Source organism: Nonomuraea sp. NPDC049725 (assembly GCF_040674795.1).
In the GTDB taxonomy this organism is placed as follows: Bacteria; Actinomycetota; Actinomycetes; order Streptosporangiales; family Streptosporangiaceae; genus Nonomuraea; species Nonomuraea ceibae.
On the sequence record NZ_JBFANJ010000010.1, the window covers coordinates 131,029 to 155,667 of the forward strand.

Annotated in this window: 24 protein-coding genes; 12 read left to right on the forward strand and 12 right to left on the reverse strand. The window is 71.0% G+C overall.

Annotated elements, in window-relative coordinates; genetic code table 11:
* The first annotated feature begins 30 nt into the window (after positions 1-30).
* Positions 31-861 (forward strand): alpha/beta hydrolase, encoded by an 831-nt coding sequence (locus AB0J53_RS25975; RefSeq protein WP_364176712.1) that lies wholly within the window; start codon positions 31-33, stop codon positions 859-861.
* A gap of 264 nt (positions 862-1,125) precedes the next feature.
* On the opposite strand, the gene AB0J53_RS25980 is transcribed toward AB0J53_RS25975, so the two are convergent.
* On the reverse strand, positions 1,126-1,863 hold the full coding sequence (locus AB0J53_RS25980; RefSeq protein WP_364176715.1) for an ABC transporter permease: 738 nt from the start codon (positions 1,861-1,863) through the stop codon (positions 1,126-1,128).
* Entirely contained in the window at positions 1,844-2,641 is a 798-nt protein-coding gene (locus AB0J53_RS25985) for an ATP-binding cassette domain-containing protein (RefSeq protein WP_364176718.1), read from the reverse strand. Before AB0J53_RS25985 ends, AB0J53_RS25980 begins: the two co-directional genes overlap by 20 nt.
* An 87-nt stretch (positions 2,642-2,728) precedes the next feature.
* On the opposite strand from AB0J53_RS25985, the gene AB0J53_RS25990 reads away from it, so the two are divergent.
* Complete coding sequence (locus AB0J53_RS25990) at positions 2,729-3,832, forward strand: histidine kinase (RefSeq protein WP_219511503.1); 1,104 nt, start codon at positions 2,729-2,731, stop codon at positions 3,830-3,832.
* On the forward strand, positions 3,829-4,521 hold the full coding sequence (locus tag AB0J53_RS25995; protein WP_364176721.1) for a response regulator transcription factor: 693 nt from the start codon (positions 3,829-3,831) through the stop codon (positions 4,519-4,521). Before AB0J53_RS25990 ends, AB0J53_RS25995 begins: the two co-directional genes overlap by 4 nt.
* On the opposite strand, the gene AB0J53_RS26000 is transcribed toward AB0J53_RS25995, so the two are convergent.
* Positions 4,490-4,894, reverse strand: coding sequence for a hypothetical protein (locus tag AB0J53_RS26000; protein WP_364176724.1), 405 nt, complete (start codon positions 4,892-4,894; stop codon positions 4,490-4,492). The two genes, AB0J53_RS25995 and AB0J53_RS26000, sit on opposite strands and share 32 nt — an antisense overlap.
* Before the next feature lie 104 nt (positions 4,895-4,998).
* On the opposite strand from AB0J53_RS26000, the gene AB0J53_RS26005 reads away from it, so the two are divergent.
* Positions 4,999-5,814 carry an alpha/beta fold hydrolase gene (locus AB0J53_RS26005; RefSeq protein WP_364176727.1) on the forward strand — a complete coding sequence of 272 codons (816 nt, stop codon included), beginning with the start codon at positions 4,999-5,001 and terminating at the stop codon, positions 5,812-5,814.
* 1,201 nt (positions 5,815-7,015) lie between these two features.
* On the opposite strand, the gene AB0J53_RS26010 is transcribed toward AB0J53_RS26005, so the two are convergent.
* Complete coding sequence (locus AB0J53_RS26010) at positions 7,016-7,906, reverse strand: NAD-dependent epimerase (RefSeq protein WP_364176730.1); 891 nt, start codon at positions 7,904-7,906, stop codon at positions 7,016-7,018.
* Between the two features lie 71 nt (positions 7,907-7,977).
* Between AB0J53_RS26010 and AB0J53_RS26015 the strand changes: the two genes are divergently transcribed.
* A complete protein-coding gene (locus tag AB0J53_RS26015; protein ID WP_364176732.1) occupies positions 7,978-8,922 on the forward strand; it encodes a helix-turn-helix domain-containing protein in 945 nt (314 codons plus the stop codon).
* 14 nt (positions 8,923-8,936) lie between these two features.
* Here AB0J53_RS26015 and AB0J53_RS26020 read toward each other — a convergent pair whose 3' ends face one another.
* From AB0J53_RS26020 to AB0J53_RS26030, 3 genes are read right to left on the reverse strand one after another with little or no spacing between them, the layout of a single operon-like run.
* The gene (locus tag AB0J53_RS26020) at positions 8,937-9,677 is read right to left on the reverse strand and encodes a succinate dehydrogenase/fumarate reductase iron-sulfur subunit (protein WP_219511491.1); all 741 of its coding nucleotides are present in this window, start codon (positions 9,675-9,677) and stop codon (positions 8,937-8,939) included.
* The gene (locus AB0J53_RS26025; protein ID WP_364176736.1) at positions 9,674-11,599 is read right to left on the reverse strand and encodes a fumarate reductase/succinate dehydrogenase flavoprotein subunit; all 1,926 of its coding nucleotides are present in this window, start codon (positions 11,597-11,599) and stop codon (positions 9,674-9,676) included. The genes AB0J53_RS26020 and AB0J53_RS26025 overlap by 4 nt, the downstream gene beginning before the upstream one ends.
* Complete coding sequence (locus AB0J53_RS26030) at positions 11,596-12,294, reverse strand: succinate dehydrogenase cytochrome b subunit (protein WP_308126070.1); 699 nt, start codon at positions 12,292-12,294, stop codon at positions 11,596-11,598. Before AB0J53_RS26030 ends, AB0J53_RS26025 begins: the two co-directional genes overlap by 4 nt.
* A 193-nt stretch (positions 12,295-12,487) precedes the next feature.
* On the opposite strand from AB0J53_RS26030, the gene AB0J53_RS26035 reads away from it, so the two are divergent.
* From AB0J53_RS26035 to AB0J53_RS26065, 7 genes are all read left to right on the forward strand, one after another.
* Positions 12,488-13,417: a LysR substrate-binding domain-containing protein gene (locus AB0J53_RS26035; protein ID WP_219511486.1), complete on the forward strand. Its 930-nt coding sequence runs from the start codon at positions 12,488-12,490 to the stop codon at positions 13,415-13,417.
* A 32-nt stretch (positions 13,418-13,449) separates the two neighbouring features.
* Complete coding sequence (locus AB0J53_RS26040; protein WP_364176741.1) at positions 13,450-14,583, forward strand: fused response regulator/phosphatase; 1,134 nt, start codon at positions 13,450-13,452, stop codon at positions 14,581-14,583.
* Positions 14,580-15,725: an ATP-binding protein gene (locus tag AB0J53_RS26045; RefSeq protein ID WP_364176744.1), complete on the forward strand. Its 1,146-nt coding sequence runs from the start codon at positions 14,580-14,582 to the stop codon at positions 15,723-15,725. Before AB0J53_RS26040 ends, AB0J53_RS26045 begins: the two co-directional genes overlap by 4 nt.
* Entirely contained in the window at positions 15,718-16,167 is a 450-nt protein-coding gene (locus tag AB0J53_RS26050; RefSeq protein WP_364176747.1) for a response regulator, read from the forward strand. Before AB0J53_RS26045 ends, AB0J53_RS26050 begins: the two co-directional genes overlap by 8 nt.
* Positions 16,168-16,362: 195 nt before the next feature.
* Positions 16,363-17,151: a hypothetical protein gene (locus AB0J53_RS26055; RefSeq protein WP_219511478.1), complete on the forward strand. Its 789-nt coding sequence runs from the start codon at positions 16,363-16,365 to the stop codon at positions 17,149-17,151.
* Between the two features lie 14 nt (positions 17,152-17,165).
* Positions 17,166-19,052: a fumarate reductase/succinate dehydrogenase flavoprotein subunit gene (locus tag AB0J53_RS26060; RefSeq protein ID WP_364176750.1), complete on the forward strand. Its 1,887-nt coding sequence runs from the start codon at positions 17,166-17,168 to the stop codon at positions 19,050-19,052.
* A complete protein-coding gene (locus AB0J53_RS26065) occupies positions 19,049-19,804 on the forward strand; it encodes a succinate dehydrogenase/fumarate reductase iron-sulfur subunit (protein WP_219511475.1) in 756 nt (251 codons plus the stop codon). Before AB0J53_RS26060 ends, AB0J53_RS26065 begins: the two co-directional genes overlap by 4 nt.
* A 33-nt stretch (positions 19,805-19,837) precedes the next feature.
* Here the strand turns inward: AB0J53_RS26065 and AB0J53_RS26070 are convergent, their stop codons facing one another.
* The 5 genes from AB0J53_RS26070 to AB0J53_RS26090 form a co-directional block, all read right to left on the reverse strand.
* Positions 19,838-21,061 (reverse strand): hypothetical protein, encoded by a 1,224-nt coding sequence (locus AB0J53_RS26070; protein WP_364176754.1) that lies wholly within the window; start codon positions 21,059-21,061, stop codon positions 19,838-19,840.
* 74 nt (positions 21,062-21,135) lie between these two features.
* Positions 21,136-22,440: a hypothetical protein gene (locus AB0J53_RS26075; RefSeq protein ID WP_364176757.1), complete on the reverse strand. Its 1,305-nt coding sequence runs from the start codon at positions 22,438-22,440 to the stop codon at positions 21,136-21,138.
* 97 nt (positions 22,441-22,537) lie between these two features.
* On the reverse strand, positions 22,538-22,930 hold the full coding sequence (locus AB0J53_RS26080; protein WP_219511469.1) for a (deoxy)nucleoside triphosphate pyrophosphohydrolase: 393 nt from the start codon (positions 22,928-22,930) through the stop codon (positions 22,538-22,540).
* Entirely contained in the window at positions 22,927-24,021 is a 1,095-nt protein-coding gene (locus AB0J53_RS26085; protein ID WP_308126068.1) for an NlpC/P60 family protein, read from the reverse strand. Before AB0J53_RS26085 ends, AB0J53_RS26080 begins: the two co-directional genes overlap by 4 nt.
* Positions 24,018-24,638 carry a hypothetical protein gene (locus AB0J53_RS26090; RefSeq protein ID WP_364176761.1) on the reverse strand — a complete coding sequence of 207 codons (621 nt, stop codon included), beginning with the start codon at positions 24,636-24,638 and terminating at the stop codon, positions 24,018-24,020. Before AB0J53_RS26090 ends, AB0J53_RS26085 begins: the two co-directional genes overlap by 4 nt.
* Between the last annotated feature and the right edge of the window lies 1 nt (position 24,639).

Consider the following 24,639-nt stretch of genomic DNA (forward strand, 5'->3'; position numbering starts at 1 on the left):
TCCCCAGCGAGGACCATCGCGAAGATCGCCATGGCCGCGACCCTGGCATGCGGAACCATCGCGCTGCCCGCGCATGCCGCCGGCCCGTACGAGCGCGGCCCCGACCCCACCGACGCCATCCTCGAAGCGCTCCGCGGCCCCTTCTCCACCTCCGACCAGTCGGTCTCCTCCCTCAGCGTGAGCGGGTTCGGCGGCGGAGAGGTCTACTACCCGAACGACACCAGCCAGGGCACGTTCGGCGCGATCGCCATCTCCCCCGGCTACACCGCCTCCTGGTCCAGCCTCGACTGGCTCGGCCCGCGCATCGCCTCGCACGGCTTCGTGGTCATCGGCATCGAGACCAACTCCCGCTACGACCAGCCCGCCAGCCGCGGCCGCCAGCTCCTGGCCGCCCTGGACTGGCTGGTCGAGGACAGCCCGCTCGCCATCCGCAGCCGCATCGACGGCTCCCGCCTGGCCGTGGCCGGCCACTCCATGGGCGGCGGCGGCACCCTCGAAGCCGCCGACGACCGCCCGTCACTGCAGGCCGCGGTCCCGCTCGCGCCGTGGAACCTGACCAAGAACTGGTCAGGCGTACGCGTCCCGACGCTGATCATCGGCGGCGAGAGCGACTCCGTCGCCTCGGTCACCACCCACTCCCAGCCGTTCTACGAGAGCATCCCCTCCTCGTCGGAGAAGGCGTATCTGGAGCTCAACAACGCCAGCCACTTCTTCCCGCAGACCACGAACACCACGATGGCCAAGTCGATGGTCGCCTGGCTGAAGAGGTTCGTCGACGACGACACCCGCTACGAACGCTTCCTCTGCCCGCCACCGAGCGGCACGGCCATCGAGGAATACCGCGACACCTGCCCCCACTGACGCCCACCCAGTCCCGGCCTCCCGTGCGCAACGCATGGGAAGGCCGGGACGGCCCATGCAGCCCCTTCCCGCAGCACAACCGTCCCCTCCCACAGCACAACCGGCCCTCCCCACAGCACAACCGGCCCTCCCCACGGCGCAACCGGCCCTCCCCAGGCCCACAGCAGGCCCCCGGGCCCACAGCAGGTCCACACGGCCCCTCCACAAGGTCCGCACGCGCACGCCCTTCCCCTGACCCGGGACGGGGCCCGGCGCGCAGCCCGTTCAGCGCCGTCCGGTGAGGGCCGCGATGCCCAGCGGGATGACCGCCCAGCAGCCGAGCACGGTGAAAGCCACCCATCCCGGCATGATGGCCGGCACCTGCCCGATGAGCTGCAGCGCCGGGTAGGTCGGCAATAAGTAGTTGCCCCACTCGCCCCCGGGCAGCATGCGGGCCACGAACGGCACCAACAGGATGATCGCCATCAGCGCCGCCATCGCCGCCGCCCCGTTACGCAGGAGGGCGCCCAGCGCCAGCCCGAGCAGGGTGGTCGCCACGATCATGAGGGTGCCACCGGCGATCACCGGCCACGCCTCCCCCGGCAGTGCCGACGGGTTGAACTCGGCGGCCACCACGCGCCCGTACAGATAACCGGGAACCGCGATGAGCAGCGAGGCGACGACCGCTGCGCCGGCCAGCACCACCGCCTTGGCCAGCAGGACCCGCGACCTTGCGGGCGTGGCGACATGCGTGGCGTCGATCATGCCGGACGCGTGCTCGCCGCTGATCGTCATCACACCGAGCATCCCGAGCGGGAGCTGGGCCAGGATGACGCCCACGTACACGGCCACCACGATGCCCATGGCGGCCTGGTCAGGGGCGTGACCGGGGTCCCAGCGCGAGATGACGGCGCCGGCGCCCAGCGCGGTGAGCACGAGCGCGACGAACACCGCGATCCCCATCGTCCACCAGGTCGAACGCAGGGTCCGCAACTTGATCCACTCAGCGTTGACCGTGTCCATCGCGCACCCCCGAATGCCTCATGTCCTGAACTGCCCCACGTCGCTCCCGAGCTCCCTCGTCCCGCTCCGGAGCCTCCTCCCGGCCCTCCGAGACAAGGTCCATGAACACGTCCTCCAACGACGTCCCCGGCCGGACCAGCTCGGCGATCGGCGCGTCGGCGAGCAGCCTGCCGCGCCCGATGACGATCAGATGGTCTGCCGTCAGCGCCATCTCGCTCATCAGGTGGCTCGACACGAGGACCGTGCGGCCTTCGGCGGCCAGCGACCTGAGCAACTGCCGCGTCCAGCGGATGCCCTCGGGGTCGAGCCCGTTGACCGGCTCGTCGAGCAGGAGCGTGCCGGGATCGCCGAGCAGCGCCGCGGCGATGCCCAGCCGCTGTTTCATGCCGAGGGAGAAGCCGCCGATCCGTTTGCCGGCCGCGTCGCCGAGGCCGACGAGGTCGAGCAGCCCGCCCACGCGCCGCGTGGAGAGCCCGTTGGAGGCCGCCAGCCAGCGCAGGTGCTGCTCGGCGCGCCGCCCGCCCTGCACCGCGGTCGCGTCCAGCAGCGCGCCGACGTGGGTGAGCGGCCGTTCCAAGCTTCGGTACGGTCTGCCGCCGACGGTGGCTTGACCGGCGGTGGGCCGGTCGAGGCCGAGGATCAGCCGCATGGTCGTGGTCTTCCCGGCGCCGTTGGAGCCGAGGAAGCCGGTGATCCTGCCGGACGGCACCTCGAAGGTGAGGTCGTCCACGGCCAGGGTCTGTTTGAAACGCCGGGTGAGCCCGTTCACTTCGATCACGTGCTCCACGATCGGCCGGAACGAGGGTTTTCCACATCGGTCCTGAGACCGATGTTCGGCCCCGCCGCCCCCGGTTACCTTCGTTCCGTGCGCGAAGACCTCCGTCCCCCGCTGTTGAGCCGGGTCCCCGAGCGGGCCTGGCTGTGCCTCGACGCAGGCGTCGCCGTGTTCTTCGCGGCCGCCTTCGTGGGGCTCGCCTCGTCACGCGGCAGCGTGGCGCCCGACGCGTTCGACTATGCGGCGGCTCTGGCGACGACCTTGCCGATCGCGGTCCGGCGGCTCTGGCCGCGGGCGGTGTTCCTGGTGGTGCTGGCGGCGGGGCTCGGCATGCGCGAGTTCCTGCTCCCGCACGCCGACCTGCTGTGCCTGCCCCTCGCCCTTTACACGGTGGCGGCACGCCACCGGGCCGCGGTCCCCCTCGTGGCGGCCGTCGCCGTGGGGTGGCAGGGCGTGGCCGAGCTGCCGGTGACCGACACGGTGCTGGAGCAGCTAGCCCTGGTGGCGGCGATCCTGGTCGCCTCCTGGGCCGTCGGCACGACCGTGCGCCAACGCCGGGTCTACACCGAGCGGCTGACCCAGCACGCCGAGCAGCGCGCCCGGGCCCAAGCCGCGGAGGAGCGGCTGCGCATCGCCAGGGAGTTACACGACGTCGTCGGCCACAGCCTCAGCACGATCGCCGTCCAGGCGGGCGTGGCGGGCCACGTGGGCATCGAGGGCGAGATGAGCCGGGCGCTGCATTCGATCGAGGAGACCAGCCGGTCCGCGCTGCGCGAGACCGGAAGGCTGCTCGGCGTGCTGCGCGACGACGACGGGGCGGAGCTCGCCCCCGTTCCCGGCCTGGCCGATCTCGGCGTGCTGGTGAGGCGGGCCGAGGCGACCGGGCTGGAAGTGGACTTGGCGATCGACGGCAAGGTGAACGGAGAAATGGAGCTGACGGTCTATCGGATCGTGCAGGAGGCGCTGACCAACGTGGTCAGGCATGCCGACGCCCAGCACGTCGACGTCCGGATCCAGCGGCAGGAGGGCGGGCTGGTCGTGGAGGTCGTCGACGACGGCCGCCACGGGCCGGTGCGGCCTTACGGGCACGGGCTGACGGGGTTGCGCGAGCGGGTGCGCGTCTTCGGCGGCGAGTTCGCGGCGGGCGCCCACGCGCCGGGCGGATTCCGGGTGATGGCGAGGTTGCCTCAGTGACACGAGTGCTGGTGGCCGACGACCAACCGCAGATCAGGGGCAGCTTCCGCCTGCTGGTCGACAGTGCGCCCGGATGTGTGGCGATCGGTGAGGCCGCGACGGGTGCGGAGGCGGTGCGGCTCGCGGAGCGGGACCGTCCCGACCTGGTCCTGATGGACGTACGCATGCCGGTGATGGACGGGATCGAGGCCACCCGCCTCATCTGCGCCGCCCGCCCCGAGACCCGCGTGCTCATCGTGACCACGTTCGACCTGGACGAGTACGTCTACGGTGCGCTGCGCGCCGGAGCCGCGGGCTTCATGCTCAAGCACACCCCGGCGGCCGAGCTGCTCAAGGCCATCGAGGTGATCGCGTCAGGCGAGTCGCTGCTGGCGCCGACCGCCACCCGGCGGTTGATCCAGCAGTTCGTGAGCTCCGCGCCGCCCGCCGTGGAGCGGAGCCGGAGCCTGATGTCGCGTGCCGCCGAGCGGATCCGGCGTCCAGCGCCGCCCCCGCCGCTGGCCATCACCGAGCGGGAGCGCGAGGTGCTCGTCCTGGTCGCGAAGGGGCTGTCCAACGCCGAGATCGCCGGACAGCTCTACCTCAGCCTGAGCACGGTGAAGACGCACGTCAGTCACCTGCTCACCAAGCTGGACGCGCGCAGCCGCATCCACCTGGTCATCGCGGCGTACGAGGCGGGGCTGGTCTGACGGCGAACCAGGCCCGCGACGATCCCGGCACGACGACCAGCACGGCCATCACCACCCCATAGGCAGCGACGAAGAGACCGAAAAGCCCATATCCCGGTACGTACGGCCCCGACGACGACTCATGCACGGACAGCCCCGCCGGCACCAGCAACCCGCCCGCCAGCATCAGGAAGATCCGTGAGCCTCGCCAGCCGCGCCACAGCCCCTGCGCCGCCGAAACACCGGCGAAGGCGGCCATCGCGGCGAGCAGGACGAGCGGCCAGAAACCTTGGAAGATCCCGACCACCGCAGAGACGAGCACGACCAACACGCCCAGCTCGAACATCACCGCCGCAGCGATGACCGGCGCGGGCGGCCTGCCTTGGAGGGTCACGCGCTCGAACGTACCCACTCACGCCCTTACCAGGAGGACCGATTCCTTTTTGTCCCGACACCCGTCACACGGTCGAGAACGTGACAGAAACGGAGCAACACCCCATGCGCACCACCACGACCACGACCGTGATCTCCCGCGATGGCACCCCGATCGCCTTCGAGCAGCTCGGCACCGGTCCCGCCGTCATCCTGGTCGCCTCTGCGCTGGCCGACCGCAAGGACGCGGCCAAGCTCGCCCGCCTGCTCGCACCGCGCTTCACCGTGATCAACTACGACCGGCGTGGGCGGGGCGCGAGCGGCGACGGGTCCGCCTACACCGTGGAGCGCGAGATCGAGGACGTGGCCGCGCTCATCCACCATGCGGGCGGCTCGGCGTCGCTGTTCGGCAGCTCCTCCGGTGCGGTGCTCGCCCTGCGTGCCGCCGCCGCAGGCCTCAACGTCGACCGCCTGGCCCTGTACGAGCCGCCGTTCGCGGTGACGGGCGACGGGTTCGCCCCACCGGCCGGGTTCGCCCAGGAGATCGACGCCCTGCTGGCCGCCGACCGGCCCGGGGATGCGGTCAAGCACTTCATGACGCGGGCGCAGGGGATGCCGTCGTTCATGGTCGCCATGATGCGGCTGATGCCGGGCGTGTGGTCCACGCTCAAGAGGCTTGCGCCCACGCTGCCGTACGACATCGCGGTGATGGGCGACACTCAGCAGGGGCGGCCTCTGGATGCGGCCGCATGGGCGGGAGCCGTCGCGCCCACGCTGGTGCTGACCGGGAGCAAGAGCCCCGCCGGGTTCCACGACGCGGCCCGGGCGCTGGTGGAGGTCCTGCCGCACGCCGAGCACCGCACACTCGCCGGCCTCAACCACGGAGCCGTCATGATGGCCCCGCACAAGCTCGCCCCCGTCCTGTCGGACTTCCTCACGTGAAACCCACCGACCGGCGCAGACACCCACCGCCTCCCCGCCGCCCAACGCGCAAGGCAGGCGCGGGTTACCCAGCGGCGTCCGGACTGGCGGGTTGCCCAGTGCCCAAGACGATTGGGCGAGCGGGGCGCCCCGTCCAACCCACAGGACACACCGCACCCCGGCCACCCCGCCACTCCACCAGCCCGCCACTCCACCAGCCCGCCAGCCCGCCAGCCCGCCAGCCCGCCAGCCGAGCGACCGCACCCCGACGGTGGGGCCTCCCGCGTCCGCCCTGACCGCGCCCGCGCCTCCGCCCGACCTGCCCCGGCCGACCTGCCCTCGGCCGACCTGCCTCCTGCCCGACTTGACCGCGACTGACCGCGCCCGACCTGACCGCGCCCGACCTGACCGCGCCCGACCTGAGGTGAGCTGGCAGCGGATGGCGGCCCGGCGGAGCGGGTGAACGGCGGAGGAACGGCGCGCGCCCTGACGGCGGGAGGTCTAACGGTGGGGACGATCTGACGGACGGCGGACGGACGGCCGTCGGGCGGACAGCCGCCCGAGCGGACGCCGGGTGGACGGACGGCGAGCGGACGGACGGGGCACGGGCGGACGGGGCACGGTGGCCAAGCGGTGGCCCGCCAGAGGGTGCGCCCACGAACGGCGCTCAAGCGGGTAGTGCGCGACCGGTCCGTGCCCCGACGGTGCCGGCCTGACGGGCCTGCGGCCAGACGATTCGGGGTCTGGCGGTGCGCGACCGGATCATGCGTGCCCCGACGGTGCTGGCCTGGCGACGTGCGGACTGACCGCCTGCGGCCGGAAGATGCGCGACCCGGTCGTGCGCGGCCCGGTGGTTGCGGCCCGGTGGTTTGCGGCCCGACCTGCGCCGTCCGCCCCTCTCGGACGGGTGGCGCACGGACGAACGGTGCACCGCCTAACGGCGCGGACCAGGCGGGGCGCGACCCAGCGGTGCACGGCCCCTCCAACCCCTGCGCCGACGGAGATGCACGACCCGGCGATACGCGGCCCTACGGTACGCGGACGGGCGGGGCGCGGAGGGGCGGGGCGCGGACGGGCGGGGCGTGATCCGGCGGCGCACGGACCGACCGCGCACGACCCGACCGGGCGCGACCCGGCGGCGCACGACCCGGCACCGCGCGACCCGGCAGCGCGCGACCCGGCGGGGCACCGAACGCCGATTGGATGTGGCTTTCGATGAGGTTTAGAGCAGGTCGCTCAGGACGGTGTCGACAGGTGTGGCGGTGATGCCGAGGATCTTCTCCGTTTCGGTGTGGTCGATGACGAAGGGGTGGCCGGGCTTTGCGAGGACTTCGTGCAGTTCGGCCCAGAAGGGGTCGGTGAGCGCCAGCAGGGTGAGGTCCCGCTCGGTCAGCTGCTCCAGGCGGGGGGTCGGGGCGCCGGCGAGGTGGGCGAGGCGGCCGGCGAGGTCGCGGACGGACAGGGTCGCGGTGGGGACGTGCCAGGCGCGGCCGTACGCCTGTTCGTCGCGTCCGGCGGCGATGAGCGTGCGGGCGGTGTCGGTGATGGCGGAGTAGCTGTGCGGGACGTCGAGTTCCTGGGGGACGAGGGCGAGCCTGCCTTCGAGGACGGGCCGCTGCACCATGAGGCTGAACACGGAGTAGGCGCCGGCGCCGTAGAACTGCGCGGCGCGCACCTCGGTCACCTTGGCGCCCGAGGCGACGGCTTCCTCCCAGATGCGCGCCCTGGTGCGTCCCTTGGGCCCGGTCGCCGTCAGGGGGAAGTCGGGCCGGATGGGGCCGTCCACGGGGCCGTAGCCGTAGAGGTTGCCGAGCATCACGTACGGGACGCCGGTGCGGCGGACGGCGGTGAGCAGGGAGGCGGCGAGGACGGGGAACTGGGCGGGCCAGGCGTGGTAGGGCGGTGCGGCGGTGGTGAAGAGGGTGCGGGCGCCGGTGGCCAGTTCGGTGAGCCGGTCGGTGTCGGTGGCGTCGGCGGCGATGCGCTCGACGAGGGGATGTCCGGGGCCGCCTCCGGCGCGGCTGATCATGCGCACGCGTTCGCCGTCCTCGGCGAGCAGTTGTGCGGTCTTCGAGGCGGCGGCGCCACGGCCCACGATCACATGAAAGGTCATGGCGACCACGCTGCCGGGTGGCGGCGGCGTAGCCTAGTGGCCGGAATGCCAACTATCCGGAGGATCTGGCCATGACGGAAATTCAGGACAGGCACCGGATTGCCGTCGTGGTCGTGACCCCGGTGCTGAGTTTCGATGTGTCGATCCCGTTGATGGTGTTCAACAGCGTTCCGGACTATGACGTGCGGATCTGTACGGCGCGGCCGGGGGCGGTGCCGACGGTCGGGGGGCCGGACATCGTGGTGACGGACGGCCTGGAGGCGGTGGCGGGCGTCGACACGGTGATCACCGTGGGCAGCGGCGGCGAGCCGGCTCCGTCGGAGGTGCTTGCGGCGCTGCGGAAGGCGGAGCGGGCGGGCGCGCGCATCGCGTCCCTGTGTACGGGCGCGTTCGTGCTGGCCCAGGCGGGGCTGCTGGACGGGCGGCGGGCCACCACGCACTGGGGGCTGGCCGGGGATCTGGCGGCCCGGTTCCCGTCGGTGAAGGTGCAGCCCGATCTGCTGTTCGTCGAGGACGGCGGCATCTTCACGTCGGCGGGCGCGGCGGCCGCCATCGATCTGTGCCTGCACCTGGTGAGGCTGGACTTCGGGGCGGCGGTGGCGAACGTGGCGGCGCGGGCGGCGGTGGTGTCGCCGGTGCGGCCGGGCGGTCAGGCGCAGTTCATCGAGACGCCGTTGCCGCCGGAGCGGGGCACGTCGCTGGCGCCGACGCGGGCGTGGGCGCTGGCGCGGTTGGACCGGCCGTTGACGCTGGCCGACCTGGCGGCGCACGCCAGCACCAGTGTCCGTACGCTGACCAGGCGTTTCCACCAGGAGACCGGGTTGAGCCCGCTCCAGTGGCTGTTGCACCGCCGGGTCGACCGGGCCAGGGAGTTGCTGGAGACGACGGAGCTGCCGATGGACCAGGTGGCGGAGAAGAGCGGGCTGGGCAGCGCCGACTCCCTCCGCAAGCACCTGGTCGAACGGGTGGGGCTCACGCCGACGGCCTACCGCGCGAGCTTCACGCACGCACGGTAGGCCGGGAACGGCGGCTACTTGGCGTTCGCCTTCAGGTAGTCCGTGTTCATCTGGGCGATCGTGTCGAGCGGGATGCCCTTGGGGCAGACCGCGGTGCACTCGCCGGTGTTCGTGCAGCCGCCGAAGCCTTCGGCGTCCATCTGGTCCACCATGGCCTTGGCGCGGGACAGGCGCTCGGGCTGGCCCTGCGGCAGCAGGCTCAGGTGGGTGATCTTGGCCGCGGTGAACAGCGACGCCGACCCGTTGGGGCAGGCGGCGACGCAGGCGCCGCAGCCGATGCAGGTGGCGGCGTCGAAGGCGGCGTCGGCGTCCTCCTTGCGCACCGGGACGCTGTGGGCGTCGGGGGCGGAGCCGGCCGGGACGGAGACGAAGCCGCCCGCCTGGATGATGCGGTCGAAGGCGCTGCGGTCGACGACGAGGTCCTTCACCACCGGGAAGGGCGCGGCGCGCCACGGCTCGATGGTGATGGTGGCGTTGTCCTCGAAGTGGCGCATGTGCAGCTGGCAGGTGGTGGTGGCGCGCTGCTCGCCGTGGGCGACGCCGTTGATCACCATGCCGCACATGCCGCAGATGCCCTCGCGGCAGTCGTGGTCGAAGGCGATCGGGTCGTCGCCTTCGAGGATGAGGCGCTCGTTGAGGACGTCCAGCATCTCCAGGAACGACATGTCCGGCGAGACTTCCTCAACCCGATATGTCACCATCCGGCCGGCGTCGGAAGGGCCGCTCTGCCGCCAGACGCGAAGGGTCAGGTTCACTTGTAACTCCGCTGGGTCATCTTGACGTACTCGTACACGAGCGGTTCCTTGTGCAGCACCGGCTCGCCCTCGGGCGAGTGCTCCCAGGCCGACACGTGCGCGAAGGCCTCGTCGTCACGCAGGGCCTCGCCGTCGGCGTCCTGCGACTCGGCGCGGAAGTGGCCGCCGCACGATTCGGTGCGCACCAGCGCGTCCAGGCACATGAGCTCGGCCAGGTCGAAGAAGTCGGCCACGCGGCCGGCCTTCTCCAGCACCTGGTTGAGCTCCTCGGCGGTGCCGGAGACCTTGACGTTCTCCCAGAACTCCTTGCGCAGCTCGGGGATGCGGTCCAGGGCCTTGCGCAGCGACTCCTCGGTGCGCTCCATGCCGCAGTAGTCCCACATGAGCCTGCCGAGCTCGCGGTGGAAGGAGTCGGGGGTGCGGGTGCCGTTGACGGCGAGCAGGCGCTCGATCCTGTCGCGGACCTTCAGCTCGGCCTCGGCGACCGCCGCCTCGTCGACCTCGCCGAACGGGCCGTCCGCCAGGTAGTCGCCGAGCGTGGTCGGCAGCACGAAGTAGCCGTCGGCCAGGCCCTGCATCAGCGCGGACGCGCCGAGGCGGTTGGCGCCGTGGTCGGAGAAGTTCGCCTCGCCGATCACGAACAGGCCGGGGATCGTCGACTGCAGGTCGTAGTCGACCCACAGCCCGCCCATCGTGTAGTGGACGGCCGGGTAGATGCGCATCGGCACGTCGTACGGGTTCTCGCCGGTGATGCGCTCGTACATCTCGAAGAGGTTGCCGTACTTCTTCTCGACGGCGTCGCGGCCGAGCCGGTTGATCGCGTCGCGGAAGTCGAGGTAGACGCCGAGGCCGCCGGGGCCGACGCCGCGGCCCTCGTCGCAGACGTTCTTGGCGGCGCGGGAGGCGATGTCACGCGGGACGAGGTTGCCGAAAGCGGGGTAGATCCGCTCCAGGTAGTAGTCGCGCTCGTCCTCGGGGATGTCGCCGGGGGCGCGCTTGTCGTCCTTGCGCAGCGGCACCCAGACGCGGCCGTCGTTGCGCAGCGACTCCGACATGAGCGTCAGCTTGGACTGGTACTCGCCGGAGACCGGGATGCAGGTCGGGTGGATCTGCGTGTAGCAGGGGTTGGCGAAGTACGCGCCGCGCTCGTGGGCCCGCCAGATGGCGGTGGTGTTGCAGCCCTTGGCGTTCGTGGACAGGAAGAACACGTTGCCGTAGCCGCCGGTGGCGAGCACGACCGCGTCGGCGGTGTGGCGCTCGATCTCGCCGGTGACCATGTCGCGCACGATGATGCCGCGCGCCCGGCCGTCGGCGACGATCAGGTCGAGCATCTCGTGCCGGGTGAACATCTCGACGGTGCCGGCGGCGATCTGCCTCTCCAGCGCCTGGTAGGCGCCGAGCAGGAGCTGCTGGCCCGTCTGGCCGCGCGCGTAGAAGGTACGCGACACCTGCGCGCCGCCGAACGAGCGGGTGTCGAGCAGGCCGCCGTACTCGCGGGCGAACGGCACGCCCTGGGCCACGGCCTGGTCGATGATGTTCACCGAGACCTGGGCCAGGCGGTAGACGTTCGACTCGCGGGCGCGGAAGTCGCCGCCCTTGACGGTGTCGTAGAACAGCCGGTAGATCGAGTCGCCGTCGCCCCGGTAGTTCTTGGCGGCGTTGATGCCGCCCTGCGCCGCGATGGAGTGGGCGCGCCGGGGCGTGTCCTGGTAGCAGAACGACTTGACGTTGTAGCCGAGCTCGCCGAGCGTGGCGGCGGCGGACCCGCCCGCCAGGCCGGTGCCGACCACGATGACGTTGAGCTTGCGCTTGTTGGCCGGGTTGACCAGCCTGGCGCTGAACTTCCGCTTCTCCCAGCGCTCCTCGATGGGTCCCTCGGGCGCCTTGGTGTCCCGGATCTCCGGGCCCTCGGTGTACTTCATTGCACGACTCCGAACATGATGGCGAGCGGCGGGGCGAGGAAGCCGACGACCAGGACGGCCGACAGCAGGCCGGCGCTCAGGCGCAGCGCCTTGTTGCGGTCACGGTTGGCCCAGCCGAGCGTCTGGAAGGCGCTCCACACGCCGTGGCGCAGGTGCAGGCCGACCATGACGACGGCCACGAGGTAGATGAGCGTGACCCACCAGCGGGACGGGTCGAACCCGGCGATCATGCGGTCGGCCGGGGTGGAGTCGAAGCCCTTGGGGTTGACGACGCCGAAGGTGAGGTCGAGCAGGTGCCAGACGACGAACAGCGCGATCGTCAGGCCGCCGAACCGCATGATGTGCGTGGCGTAGCCGGTGGCCTGCGACTTCTTGGCGACGTACTTGACCGGGCGGGCCGAGCGGGCCCGGCGCGACAGCGAGATCGCGGCCCACATGTGCAGCACGACCGACAGGACGAGCGCGATCTCCACGATCGTCAGCAGCGTCCGGTAGGGCAGCAGCGGCTCCAGCAGCGTGCGCAGGGCGTGCGCGTACTCGTTGAAGGAGTCCTTGCTGATGAAGATCTTGAGGTTGCCCAGCATGTGGCCGATCAGGAAGAGCACCATCACGGCGCCGGTGACGGCCATGACGGCTTTCTTGCCGTTGGACGAGCTGAGGAACCCGCGGGGCCGCTTGCGCGTTGGCTTCTTCACGGGTGCTGGGGAGGTAACGGGCGCGGTGGCGGCGCCGCGCTCTATCGTGGCTGTCACATCTTCTGAAGCTAGGGTAACCAGCGATGATCCGTCCAAGTCATCGCGGGCCTGGTTTCCATAGCCAAAGGCTATGATGTCTGGTTTGTATGGCCGGCATAAAAGCCAGCGAGTCCGCCGGTGCGAGGAAAATCACATGCAGTTGCAGCAGTTGGCGTACTTCGTAGCGGTGGCCGAGACCAGGCACTTCACCCATGCGGCCGAGCGGATGCGGGTCGCCCAGCCGTCGCTCAGCAAGCAGATCAAGGCGCTGGAGACCGAGCTCGGGGCCCCGCTGTTCTCCCGTGCGCGCGGCAACGTCACGCTGACGGCGGCCGGTGAGGCGCTGCTGCCGCTGGCGCGCCGGATGCTGGAGGACGCCGAGACGGCCCGGCGGGAGGTCGCCGAGCTGGCGGGGCTGCGCAGCGGCCGGGTGCGGCTGGGGGCGACGCCGTCGCTGTGCGCGGGGCTGATGGCCGACGTGCTGGCCCGCTTCAACCACGCCTACCCGGGCATCGAGCTGCTGGTGGAGGAGGGCGGCTCGCGTGACCTGGTGCGGGCGCTGGCGCGGGGGCAGCTCGACCTGTCGCTGATCATCATGCCGTTGCAGCATGACGACCCGGCGCTGCTGACCGAGGAGATCCTGCGCGAGAACCTGGTGGTCGTGGCGCCCTCCCATGAGCGGTTGCGCAAACCGTACATGCGGATCGAGGACCTGCGCGGCCGGCCGATGGTGATGTTCCGGCGCGGCTACGACCTGCGGGAGGCGACGCTGACGGCGTGCCGGCAGGCGGGGTTCGAGCCGAGGTTCGCGGTGCAGGGCGGCGAGATGGACGCGGTGCTGCGGTTCGTGGAGGCCGGGCTGGGCGTGGCGGTGGTGCCGTCGATGGTGCTCGACGGCCGGCCGGGGCTGGCCGGGACGCCGCTGGCCCCGCCGGGGCTGAGCCGGACGATAGCGCTGGCGCACCGGCGCGACGTGGAGCCGACACGGGCGGCCCAAGCGTTTCGGACTACATTGCTCACATTCGTCGTCGAAGCTGGTCAGGAGGGTACCCTTCCCCAAGGGGTCGAGCTCATCGCAGAATGAGCGGACGGCCTATCTCCAGCGAAGAGGCGTTTGTGACGGCATCCCTATCCGAAACGCTGACGCTCCTGCTGATCGAGGACGACGACGGAGACGCGTTCCTCGTGGAGGAGCTGCTGAAGCAGGCCGCGGCGCCGCCCCGGATCACCTGGGCCCGCAGCCTGGCGGAGACCAGGGCCAAGCTCACCCCCCACATCCAGTGCGTGCTGGTCGACCTGTCGCTGCCCGACGCCACCGGCCTGGAGGCGCTGGAGCACGTGCTGGCGATGGCCCCGCACGCGGCCGTCCTGGTGCTGACCGGGCTGCGCGACGCGCACGTCGGCGTGGCGGCGGTCCAGGCGGGCGCCCAGGACTACCTGGTCAAGCAGGACATCGACGCCCGCCTGCTGGCCAGGGCCGTCCGCTACGCGATGGAACGCAAACGCGCCGACCTGGCCCACATCGCGCTGACGAAGGCCGAGCTGACCGCCGAGGAGAACGCCCGGCTGGAGAACGGCCTGCTGCCCACCCCGCTGCTGCGCACCCACGACCTGGAGCACGTCACCCGCTACCTGCCGGGCTCGCAGGGCCAGCGGCTGGCCGGCGACTTCCTCGACACCGTGCAGACCCCCGACGGCGCGGTCCACGTCGTCATCGGCGACGTGTGCGGGCACGGCCCCGACGAGGCGGCGCTCGGCGTCTCGCTGCGCATCGCCTGGCGCACGCTCGTGCTCGCCGGGATGGACGGCGACCCGCTGCTGCGGACCATGGACACGCTGCTGCGCGCCGAGCGCAAGGCGCCGGAGATCTTCACCACCCTCTGCACGGCCAGGATCAGCCCGGACCTGAGCCACGCCGCGATGCGGGTCGCCGGGCACCCGCCGCCCGTGCTCCTGCGCGACGGCGTCGTCGAGATCGTCGAGGGCACCCCGTCCGGCCCGCCGCTGGGCATCTTCCCCGACCGCGAGTGGGCGGTCATCGACGTGCCGCTCGGCGAGCGGTGGTCGATGATGCTCTACACCGACGGGCTCATCGAGGCCGCCGCCGGGCAGGGCGGCGAGCTCGGCGTCGACGGCCTGGTCAGCCTGGTCAAACAGCACGGCGTCATCGACCTCGACCGGCTCATCCGACACGTGGGCACCCTCAGCGACGACCTCGCCGCGGTGCTCGTCCGCAGGAGCGCCTCATGAGCATCAACCCGCTGCCTCCGGCCAAGCCCGCCACCGGAGTCGGCCGGATCCCGCTCGCCCGCTGGTTCCTCATCACCGGCGCGCTCACCGGGGTCGCGTTCCTGACCTCGGCCACGCTGATCATGATGATGATCTCCGAGCTGAGCGTGCTGGAGCCCCGGCCCGAGATCGCCGCCCAGGTGAACCGGCTGACCGTGCTGCTCGTGGTGCTCTGCTCGGTGCTGCTGGCCTCGGTCCTGGCGCTGGTGCTCATCGTCCGCTTCACCGTGCTCAAGCCCATCGCGCGGCTCACCGACCAGGTGCGCGCCGTCGCGGGCGGCGACTTCGACCACCGCCTCGGCGTGGCCAGGCCCGCCGAGCTGGCCGAGCTGTCCAGCCACGTCGACTCGATGCGCCGGCGCATCCTGTCGAACTGGCGCATCGCCCAGGACCAGGCCGACGAGCTGCGCCGCTCCAACGGGGAGCTGGAGCAGTTCGCGTACGTGGCCAGCCACGACCTTCAGGAGCCGCTGCGCAAGGTCGCCAGCTTCACCCAGATGCTCGAACAGCGCTACGGCGACCAGCTCGACGAGCGGGCCAAGCAGTACATCCACTACGCCGTCGACGGCGCCAAGCGCATGCAGCTCCTCATCAACGACCTGCTCGACTTCTCCCGGGTCGGCCGGGTGACCAGCGGCCGGACCGTGGTGGAGACGCGGCCCGCGCTGGACGCGGCGCTGGTCAACCTCTCGGGCATGATCGAGGACGTCGAGGCCACCGTCACCGCCGACGAGCTGCCCGAGGTCGTCGGCAACCGCGTCCAGCTCACGCAGCTCTTCCAGAACCTCATCGAGAACGCCGTCAAGTTCCGCGGCGAGCAGCCGCCCCGCGTGCACATCGGCGTCACCCGCAAGGGCGGCATGTGGGAGTTCAGCTGCTCCGACAACGGCATCGGCGTCGAGCCCAAGTACGCCGACCGGATCTTCCTCATCTTCCAGCGCCTCCACCCGCGGGACGTGTATCCAGGTACGGGCATCGGGCTCGCGCTCTGCCGCAAGATTGTCGAGTATCACGGCGGGCAGCTGTGGCTCGACGGCGACGCGGAGGGGCCGGGCACGACGTTCCGATGGACGCTACCGGCCGCGGGAGACGACGATGAATGACTGGCGCCCGATCGAGGTGCTCCTGGTCGAGGACGACCAGGGCGACATCCTGCTGACGCGGGAGGCGTTCGAGCTCAACAAGGTGAGCAACCGCCTGCACGTGGTGAACGACGGCGAGCAGGCGATGGACTTCCTGCGCCAGAAGGGCGCGCACACCGGCGTGCCCCGGCCCGACCTGATCCTGCTCGACCTCAACCTGCCCAGGAAGAGCGGGCTGGAGGTGCTGGAGGAGGTCAAGCTCGACGAGGATCTGCGGACCATCCCGGTGGTGGTCCTGACGACCTCGGAGGCCGAGGAGGACATCCTGCTCAGCTACAAGATGCACGCGAATGCGTATGTCGCAAAACCGGTCGATTTTCAGCAGTTCATAAGAGTTGTCCGTCAAATCGATAACTTTTTTGTGACTGTGGTGAAGTTGCCCAACCAGGGGTTGCGCGCCTGACGGCGGACGTGACAGGAATCACAGGTCGTCCTGGAAAAAGTGAGTGATGCTTCTCACAAATCCGTATGCGGGCGTCGTAACGTATCCCACACCAACGCGCGCCGGAGCGGAGCACAGCGCCCGCCACATGTGCGCGCCAGACAGACGACCCGGACCCCAGGCGTGCGGGGTCCGCGGGAGGTGGAGAGGTCCGCGATGACCCAGACGACGCCCGACGCTCCAGTGAGAAGGCAGCGTGCCCAAGTCAAGGTGCGCACCCTGCGCACCGACCGATGGTGGATCACCCCGCTGCTGACGTTTCTCGGGCTCAGCTCATTCCTGGTCTACGGGGTGTGGGCGATCATCGACACGAGCAACTTCGTCGAGCCCTATATCGCCCCCTTCGCCTCGCCCTGCCTGACGACCTCCGCGGTGTGCGACGGCGCCCGGCTGTTCGGGTGGGCTCCGATCGGCGACTGGTACGCGCTGCCGCCGGGGCTGCTCATCCTCGGTCTGCCGGGCGGGTTCCGGCTGACCTGCTACTACTACCGCAAGTCGTACTATCGCTCGTTCTGGCTGTCGCCGGCGGCGTGCGCGGTGCAGGAGCCGCACGGCAAGTACACCGGTGAGACCCGCTTCCCGCTGATCATGCAGAACATCCACCGCTACTTCTTCTACTTCGCCCTGCTGATCGGCGCGATCCTCACCTACGACGCGATCCTGGCGCTCGTCCACAAGCCGCTCGGCCTCGGCAGCTACATCCTGCTGGCCAACGCCGTGCTCATCCTCGGCTACACGCTGGGCTGCCACTCCTGCAGGCACATCACCGCGGGCCGGCTCAACCACTTCTCGCGCCACCCGTTCCGCTACAAGGCCTGGACCCTCGTCTCCAAGCTCAACGCCAAGCACCAGCAGTGGGCCTGGGCCTCGATGTTCTCCGTCATGGGCGCCGACCTCTACGTCCGTCTGGTGGCCAAGGGCATCATCGCCTTCCCGTTCGCGTAAGGAATCGTTTCACAGTGGAAATCGAGCGTCACGAATACGACGTCGTCGTCATCGGCGCGGGAGGCGCCGGGCTGCGCGCCGCCATCGAGGCCCGTCAGCAGGGCAAGCGCACCGCGATCGTGTGCAAGTCGCTGTTCGGCAAGGCCCACACGGTCATGGCCGAGGGCGGCGCCGCCGCCGCGATGGGCAACGTCAACTCCGACGACAACTGGATGGTGCACTTCCGCGACACCATGCGCGGCGGCAAGTTCCTCAACAACTGGCGCATGGCCGAGCTGCACGCCAAGGAGGCCCCGGACCGGGTCTGGGAGCTGGAGGCGTGGGGCGCGCTGTTCGACCGCACCAAGGACGGCAAGATCAGCCAGCGCAACTTCGGCGGCCACGAGTACCCCCGGCTCGCCCACGTCGGCGACCGCACCGGCCTGGAGATGATCCGGACCCTGCAGCAGCGCGTCGTCGCCCTCCAGCAGGAGGACTTCGAGACGCACGGCGACCACGAGGCCTACATCAAGGTCTTCCAGGAGTGCACGGTCACCCGCCTGCTCAAGCAGGACGACCGGATCGCCGGCGCGTTCGGCTACTGGCGCGAGAGCGGCAACTACGTCCTGTTCGACGCCCCCGCCGTGGTGCTCGCCACCGGCGGCATCGGCAAGTCGTACGTGGTCACCTCCAACTCCTGGGAGTACACCGGCGACGGCCACGCGCTGGCGCTGCTGGCCGGGGCCAAGCTGATCAACATGGAGTTCATCCAGTTCCACCCCACCGGGATGGTCTGGCCGCCCTCCGTGCGCGGCATCCTCGTCACCGAGTCGGTGCGCGGCGACGGCGGCGTGCTGCGCAACTCCGAGGGCGAGCGCTTCATGTTCAAGTACATCCCCGAGGTGTTCAAGGACAAGTACGCAACCACCGAGGAGGAGGGCGACCGCTGGTACACCGACCAGGCCAACAACCGCCGTCCCCCGGAGCTGCTGCCGCGTGACGAGGTCGCCAGGGCCATCAACGCCGAGGTGAAGGCCGGGCGCGGATCCCCCCAGGGCGGCGTCTACCTGGACGTGTCGACCCGGCTGCCCGCCGAGGAGATCAAGCGCCGGCTGCCGTCGATGCACCACCAGTTCAAGGAGCTGGCCGACGTCGACATCACCGCCGAGCCGATGCAGGTGGGCCCGACCTGCCACTACATCATGGGCGGCGTCGAGATCGACGCCGACTCCGGCGCGGCCTCCGTGCCCGGCCTGTTCGCGGCGGGCGAGGTGTCCGGCGGCATGCACGGCTCCAACCGGCTCGGCGGCAACTCGCTGTCGGACCTGCTGGTCTTCGGCCGGCGGGCCGGCGCTGGCGCGGCGGCCTACGTCGACACGCTCGCCGCCCGGCCCCGGCTCGCGCAGGCGGACGTGGACGCCGCCCGCGCCGAGGCCGAGGCGCCGCTCCAGCGCTCGGGCGAGAACCCGTACGAGGTCCACCAGGAGCTCCAGCGGACGATGAACGACCTGGTCGGCATCATCCGCAAGGCCGACGAGGTCGCCGAGGCGCTGGAGGTCGTGGAGAAGCTCAAGGAGCGCGCCCAGCTCGTCGGCGCGGCCGGGTCGCGCGTCTACAACCCCGGCTGGCACCTGGCGCTCGACCTGCGCAACATGGTGCTCGTCTCGGAGTGCGTGGCGCGGGCCGCGCTCAAGCGCGAGGAGAGCCGGGGCGGCCACACCCGCGACGACTTCCCCGGCATGAACCCCGAGTGGCGCCGCAAGCTGCTCGTCTGCTCCACCGGCGACGGCCGGTCGATCCAGGTCGAGGAGCGCGTCCAGCCTCCGATGCGCGACGACCTGATCACCCTGTTCGACCGCGACGAGCTGAAGAAGTATCTCACCGACGAAGAGATGGCCGAGTTCGACGGGATTTCGAAATGAGCTACAAGGCGAAGTTCAAGGTCTGGCGCGGTGAGGGAGGCGAAGGCAGGCTCGAAGACTTCACCGTCGAGGTGAACGAGGGCGAGGTCGTCCTCGACATCATCCACAGGCTCCAGGCCACCCAGGCCCCCGACCTCGCGGTCCGCTGGAACTGCAAGGCCGGCAAGTGCGGCTCCTGCTCGATGGAGATCAACGGCAAGCCGCGCCTGGGCTGCATGACCCGGATGTCCACCTTCGCGGAGGACGAGACCATCACGGTGACCCCGATGCGGACCTTCCCCGTCATCAAGGACCTGGTCACCGACGTCTCGTACAACTACCAGAAGGCCCGGGAGGTGCCGTCCTTCACGCCCCCGGAGGGCGTGCGGCCCGGCGAATACCGGATGCAGCAGGTCGATGTCGAGCGGTCCCAGGAGTTCCGCAAGTGCATCGAGTGCTTCATGTGCAACAACGTCTGCCACGTCATCCGCGACCACGAGGAGAACAAGCCGGCCTTCTCCGGCCCCCGCTTCCTCATGCGGATCGCCGAGCTGGACATGCACCCGTACGACGTGGCCGACCGCAAGGACTCGGCCCAGCAGGACCACGGCCTCGGCTACTGCAACATCACCAAGTGCTGCACCGAGGTCTGCCCCGAGCACATCAAGATCACTGACAACGCGCTGATCCCGATGAAGGAGCGCGTGGTCGACCGCAAGTACGACCCGCTGGTCTGGCTCGGCAACAAGATCTTCAAGCGCTCGTCCAAGTGACACCGGCGGCGGGGCCTTCGGGCCCCGCCGTTCTCACTTGCTCTTGCGCCGCAGCCCGCGCCTGCGCTTGCCCTGCTCGGGCCGGGGCTCCTCCACCGTCGCGCCGTCTGCCGGCGTGTCCTCCGCCGGCGTGCCCGGCAGCGGCTGGACGACCGTCCGGTCCGCCGCGAACGCCTGCCACGGCTCGGCGTCGCCCTGCTCGGCCATCGACGCCGCACCCAGCGGGCGCTCAGGCGTGTCCTCGTACGGGCCCGCGCCGCCAGGCGGGATGTCCGAAGGCGGCGGCTCCGGCGGGACCAGCGGCTCGAACGGCGCCCGGAAGGCCGGCTCCTGGTCCACGGTGTCGAACTGGTCCGGCTGCAGTACCACCGGCTCCTGCACGGTCGCCGGCTGCTGGTGCTCGGGAGCCGCCTGGCCGTACATGGCAGGGTCCTGGTAGACCGCGCCGTACTGGACCTGGCCCCCCGGATACGTCTGCACCGGGACGAAACTGATGATCGGCGCGTACGCCGTGCCGCCCGGGTAACCGGGAGCCGGGAACGCCGCCGTCGCATAACCCGGACCCGCCGGGTAGCCCGCCATCTCCGGCGGCACCGGCGGCAGCTGCGGCCCCGCCTTGCGCACCGCCGCGGCGTGCGCCATCCGGCGCAACCGGCCCTCGAAGATCAGCACCGCGAACAGCACCAGCAGCACCATGACCAGCGCCGGGATGCTGAGCTGCTGCGTCAGCGTCCGCTGGTCGAATTCCGGTGCCGCGTTACGCACCTCCAGCGGGATCGGCTCGCTCTCCGACGACTGCGGCAGCGTCTCCGACGGCAGCGGGTCGCTGGTGGCCACCTGCGGCATTTCGACCTCCGACTCCGTCTCGGAAGGCGTCGCCGCCGGGACCTCCACGCTCTGCGTCGGCAGCGGCTGAGGCTGCGGGGCCGAGCTCGTCTGCGGCGTCGGATCGGGCGCCTGTGTGGTCTTCGTCGGCGTCGGCTTGGCGGTCGTCTTCTTCGGGGTCGGCGTCGCCGTGACCGTCTTGGTGACCGTCGTCTCCGGCTGCTCCGTCGGGGTCGGCGTCGGCAGCGTGGTGATGACGGTGACCGTGGTCTCCGGCGGACCCTCCTCGCACACCTCGCCCGCGTCACACGGCTCCACCGGGGTCAAGGCCGTCGCCGAAGCGCTCTGCCCCACGAACGGGGCGACGCCCGCGCAGGTCAGCCCCAGTGCGAGCACCATCGCGGACACGGCCGTCGCTCGCGTGCGTGCCACCTGTGCCCTCCGCGCAGTCCCGCAACCTTGGTCAAGGGAATACTAGTCGGGTAAAAGGCACAGTAAAGACGGAATTACCAGACGTTTTTTTGAATGCGTGCCCGCTGCACCCTGGCGATCAGCCACAGCGCCCCCATCAGCGCCGCGATCCCCACCGCCACGGCAGGCACGCCCCGCGGCCCGGCCAGCGGATTCACCGCCTCCTCGGCCCGTACCCGCATCCTCCCGCCCCCGACCTCCCGAGGCAAGGGCGCCTCCACCGCCTCCACCGGCTGCCCCGTCCCCACGGGCGCCACCGCCACCCCACCCCCACCGGGAGCAGCGGCAGGCGCCCCCTGCTGGGCGGGCACGCCCCCAACGGCAGTGGCCCCACCCAACGCGGGCGCGTCCGCAACGTACGGCGCGTACCCCCGCACGGTGGCCCCACCCGGCGCGGGCGCACCCCCGACCGAGGGGGCCGCATTGAGGGCCGGCGCGTCCTGGACGGTCGCACCCCGCTGAGCGGGCGCGCCGCCGGTGGACGGTGTGCGGCCACGTGCGGTGGGGTCGCCCGGCGCGGGCGCGCCACCTACGGGCGGCGTGCGCCTCCGCGTGGTGGCGTCGCCCGGCGCGGGTGCGCCCCCGACGGAGGGTGCGGCATTGAGGGCGGGCGCGTCCTGGGCGGGCGGGCGTTCCTGGCGGGACGCGTCCCTCTGGGCGAGCGCGTCCTGCCGGGACGGCCGTGCCGAGTGGCCATCGGGGCGCGGAGGGACGGCGGCGGGCGGGGCGGCCTTCTGGGTGAGGCGGACGGCGTTGCCGCTGAAGCCCACCGCGTCACGCGGCACCGGCCCCTCGAAGATCGCAGTGCGCACGCTCCTGGCGATCGTCGTGTGCCCGAGCCCGCCGTCCTCGCGCACCTTCGCCACGGCGGCCAGCTCGACCTCGCCGGCCCCCTGCGGAACGGTGAGCGTCACGTCCACGACCTGCTTGCCGGCGAGCCGCCCCAGCGGGCACACGCGGGCACCGGCGTCCACCGCCCCCGAGAGCGCCCGGTTCGCCGTCACCCGGGCGCCTGCCACCCGCCCGGGGACGCCCTCCGGAGAAACGCCGGCCCCCACCGGCGCGGGCGCGGCACTCGCGGCGGCCTCAGGGACGACCCCGGTGACAGGCCCGGTGGCAGCCCCAGTGGCCGGGCAGGCGACGGTCGTGAGGGCGGCGGCCGGGACGCTGGCGACCGCGAGCCGGGCGTCGTGCCCCATGCCCTTGAGCCGCACCTGGTAGCGCAGCACGTCGCCGGTCCTGATCCATTTGAGCACCCCGTCGGGGTTGCCCACCTGGTCGAGCACCATGGATACCCCGTTGGCCGCCGCCGGCACGGCGGGCACTGCGGCAGCGAGCATCAGGGCTCCGCCCACGATCCAGCCCCGATTCATGACGCCGCCTCCCTCATCGTGACAAATAACGCCCAGTAATCGTTATGTCACAGAGAGCGACCATTCAATCCTCGCGGAGCAGTTTCTCCACAGCTTTCATCACAGGCAGGTCCCCCGCCAGCCACGGCACGTCGTAGTACGCGCCGGGCGCGAGCCAGCGCAGCGCCAGGTGTTCCTTGGGCCGGGGCGTGCCGGCGGCGACGGTGGCGAGCCAGACCCGCAGCACGTACTCCTTGCCGAGCGCCCAGTCACCGCCGACCCGTTCGCCGACGGCGATCTCCACGCCGAGCTCCTCGCGGCACTCACGGACCAGCGCGTCGAGCTCGCTCTCCCCCGGGTCGACCTTCCCGCCGGGGAACTCCCACCCGCCTCTCAGCGCCGCGGGCGCGCCCCGCTGCGCGGCGAGCACCTGCCCGCCGTCTCCCACGATCGCCGCGGCCACCACGATCACTGTCATAGGGATGCATTCTTCAGCTTCTCGAGCTGGTCGAGGACGGCGGGGTTCTGCAGAGGCCGGGTGAACCCGACGATCTTGTCCCGCGACTCGTAGCTCGTCACCTTGATCGGCCCGCACAGCCGGCAGCGCGCCTCCACCATCTTCCCCTTCGACACGACCATCCCGACATGCCCGGGGTTGTTGGCCGACGTGCCCGGCCCGGCATTGAAGAACACCAGGTCGCCGGGCTGCTCGGTGCCCTGTTCGATCTTCACCCCGAACGGCCACTGCCCGAACGTGGTGCGCGGGATCGACAGCCCCGCCGACCGGTAGGCGGCGAAGATGATGCCCGAGCAGTCGAACGCGTCGGGCCCGGTCCCGCCCCACAGGTACGGCTTGCCGCGCTGGTCCAGCGCGTAGGCCAGGATCTTGCGCACGACGTCGCTGGGCGCGGCCTCGACCAGCGGCTCGTCACAGGAGTCGTCGGTCTCGGGCGGCACCTCGACCTCGCCGGACCTGGCGTACTTCCTGGCGATCTCCTCGACCTGGTCCACGTACCACCAGGCCCGGTTGTAGACGAACAGGGCACGGCGGACGTTCTCGGGGGCGCCGTTGCGCTTGAGCATCCTGGCCGCGCCGAGAATGGCGTCGGCGGGGTTGTAGACGTCGCCGATGCCGTCACCGTCGCCGTCGGAGGCGTAGCCGTTGAACGTCGACGACATGGGGATCCGGGCCTTGCCACCCCATGTGCTGATCAGGAACTGCATCGGCCCGGCCGCGCCGGCGTAGTTGGTGCCGCTCTTGACGCCCGGCAGGTTGGAGCGGCCGTGGTCGGTCTCGCGCTTGCCGACGGCGGCCAGGATGTTCCACTGGACGCCGATCTTCTTGCCGTGCTGCCGGTAGAGCTCCAGGTATTCGGCGGGGATGTCGGAGGCGGCCGAGTCGGACGCCTCCTGCACCTGGGTGCCGTCGGTGCAGTCGGGCGGCGCGCCACCACTGCCGACGAACGAGGGGATGGACGTCATCAGCATCGGCGACACGATGACCAGGACGAGCAGCAGCATCCCGGCGACGACGACCGCGAGGATCACGCGGGGGCGGGAGGTGTTCACCCCTGCGGATCCCCGTCCTGGCCCTCGTCGGCGGGCCTCAGGTCGAACACCCGCCAATCGGAGCCCAGCTGGCTGACCGTCACCGCGTAGTCGGCCGCCTGCTGCTTGGCGCCGCTCTTGCCGGTGAGCTGCTGCGTCGCGGTGATGACGAACACGATGCTGGTCTTCTCGATCTGCCGGATCTCCTTCAGCGCGGCCGTCGCCGTCGACACGGTCTGGTCGTCCTGCTCCACCGGGCCGGCCGCGGTGCGGGTCCTGGCCAGGATGTTGCCGAAGTCGGCGGTGGTGTACTTGCGCACCCGGTCGGCGTACGTCTGCGGCGCCTCGTCGAAGCGGTACGTCGCGTACTCGGCGGTGAAGCGTTCGGCCAGGTCGGCGGCGGCGGCGAGCTGCTCCTTGGACATCGGCAGGAAGGAGTAGACGTCGAAGGGCGCGTCACTGGCGGTGGCCAGCGGCGTGCTCGCGATGACCGGCGTGCTCGTGGTCCGGCCGGAGGCGGCCTGCTCGGCGGCGGGCTGCTCCGGGTCGGGCCACAGCCACAGGTAGGCGCCGACGGCAGCGATGATCACGACGATGACGGCGAAGGCCATCCCTCGCTTGTCGCCCCGCTGAGCCATG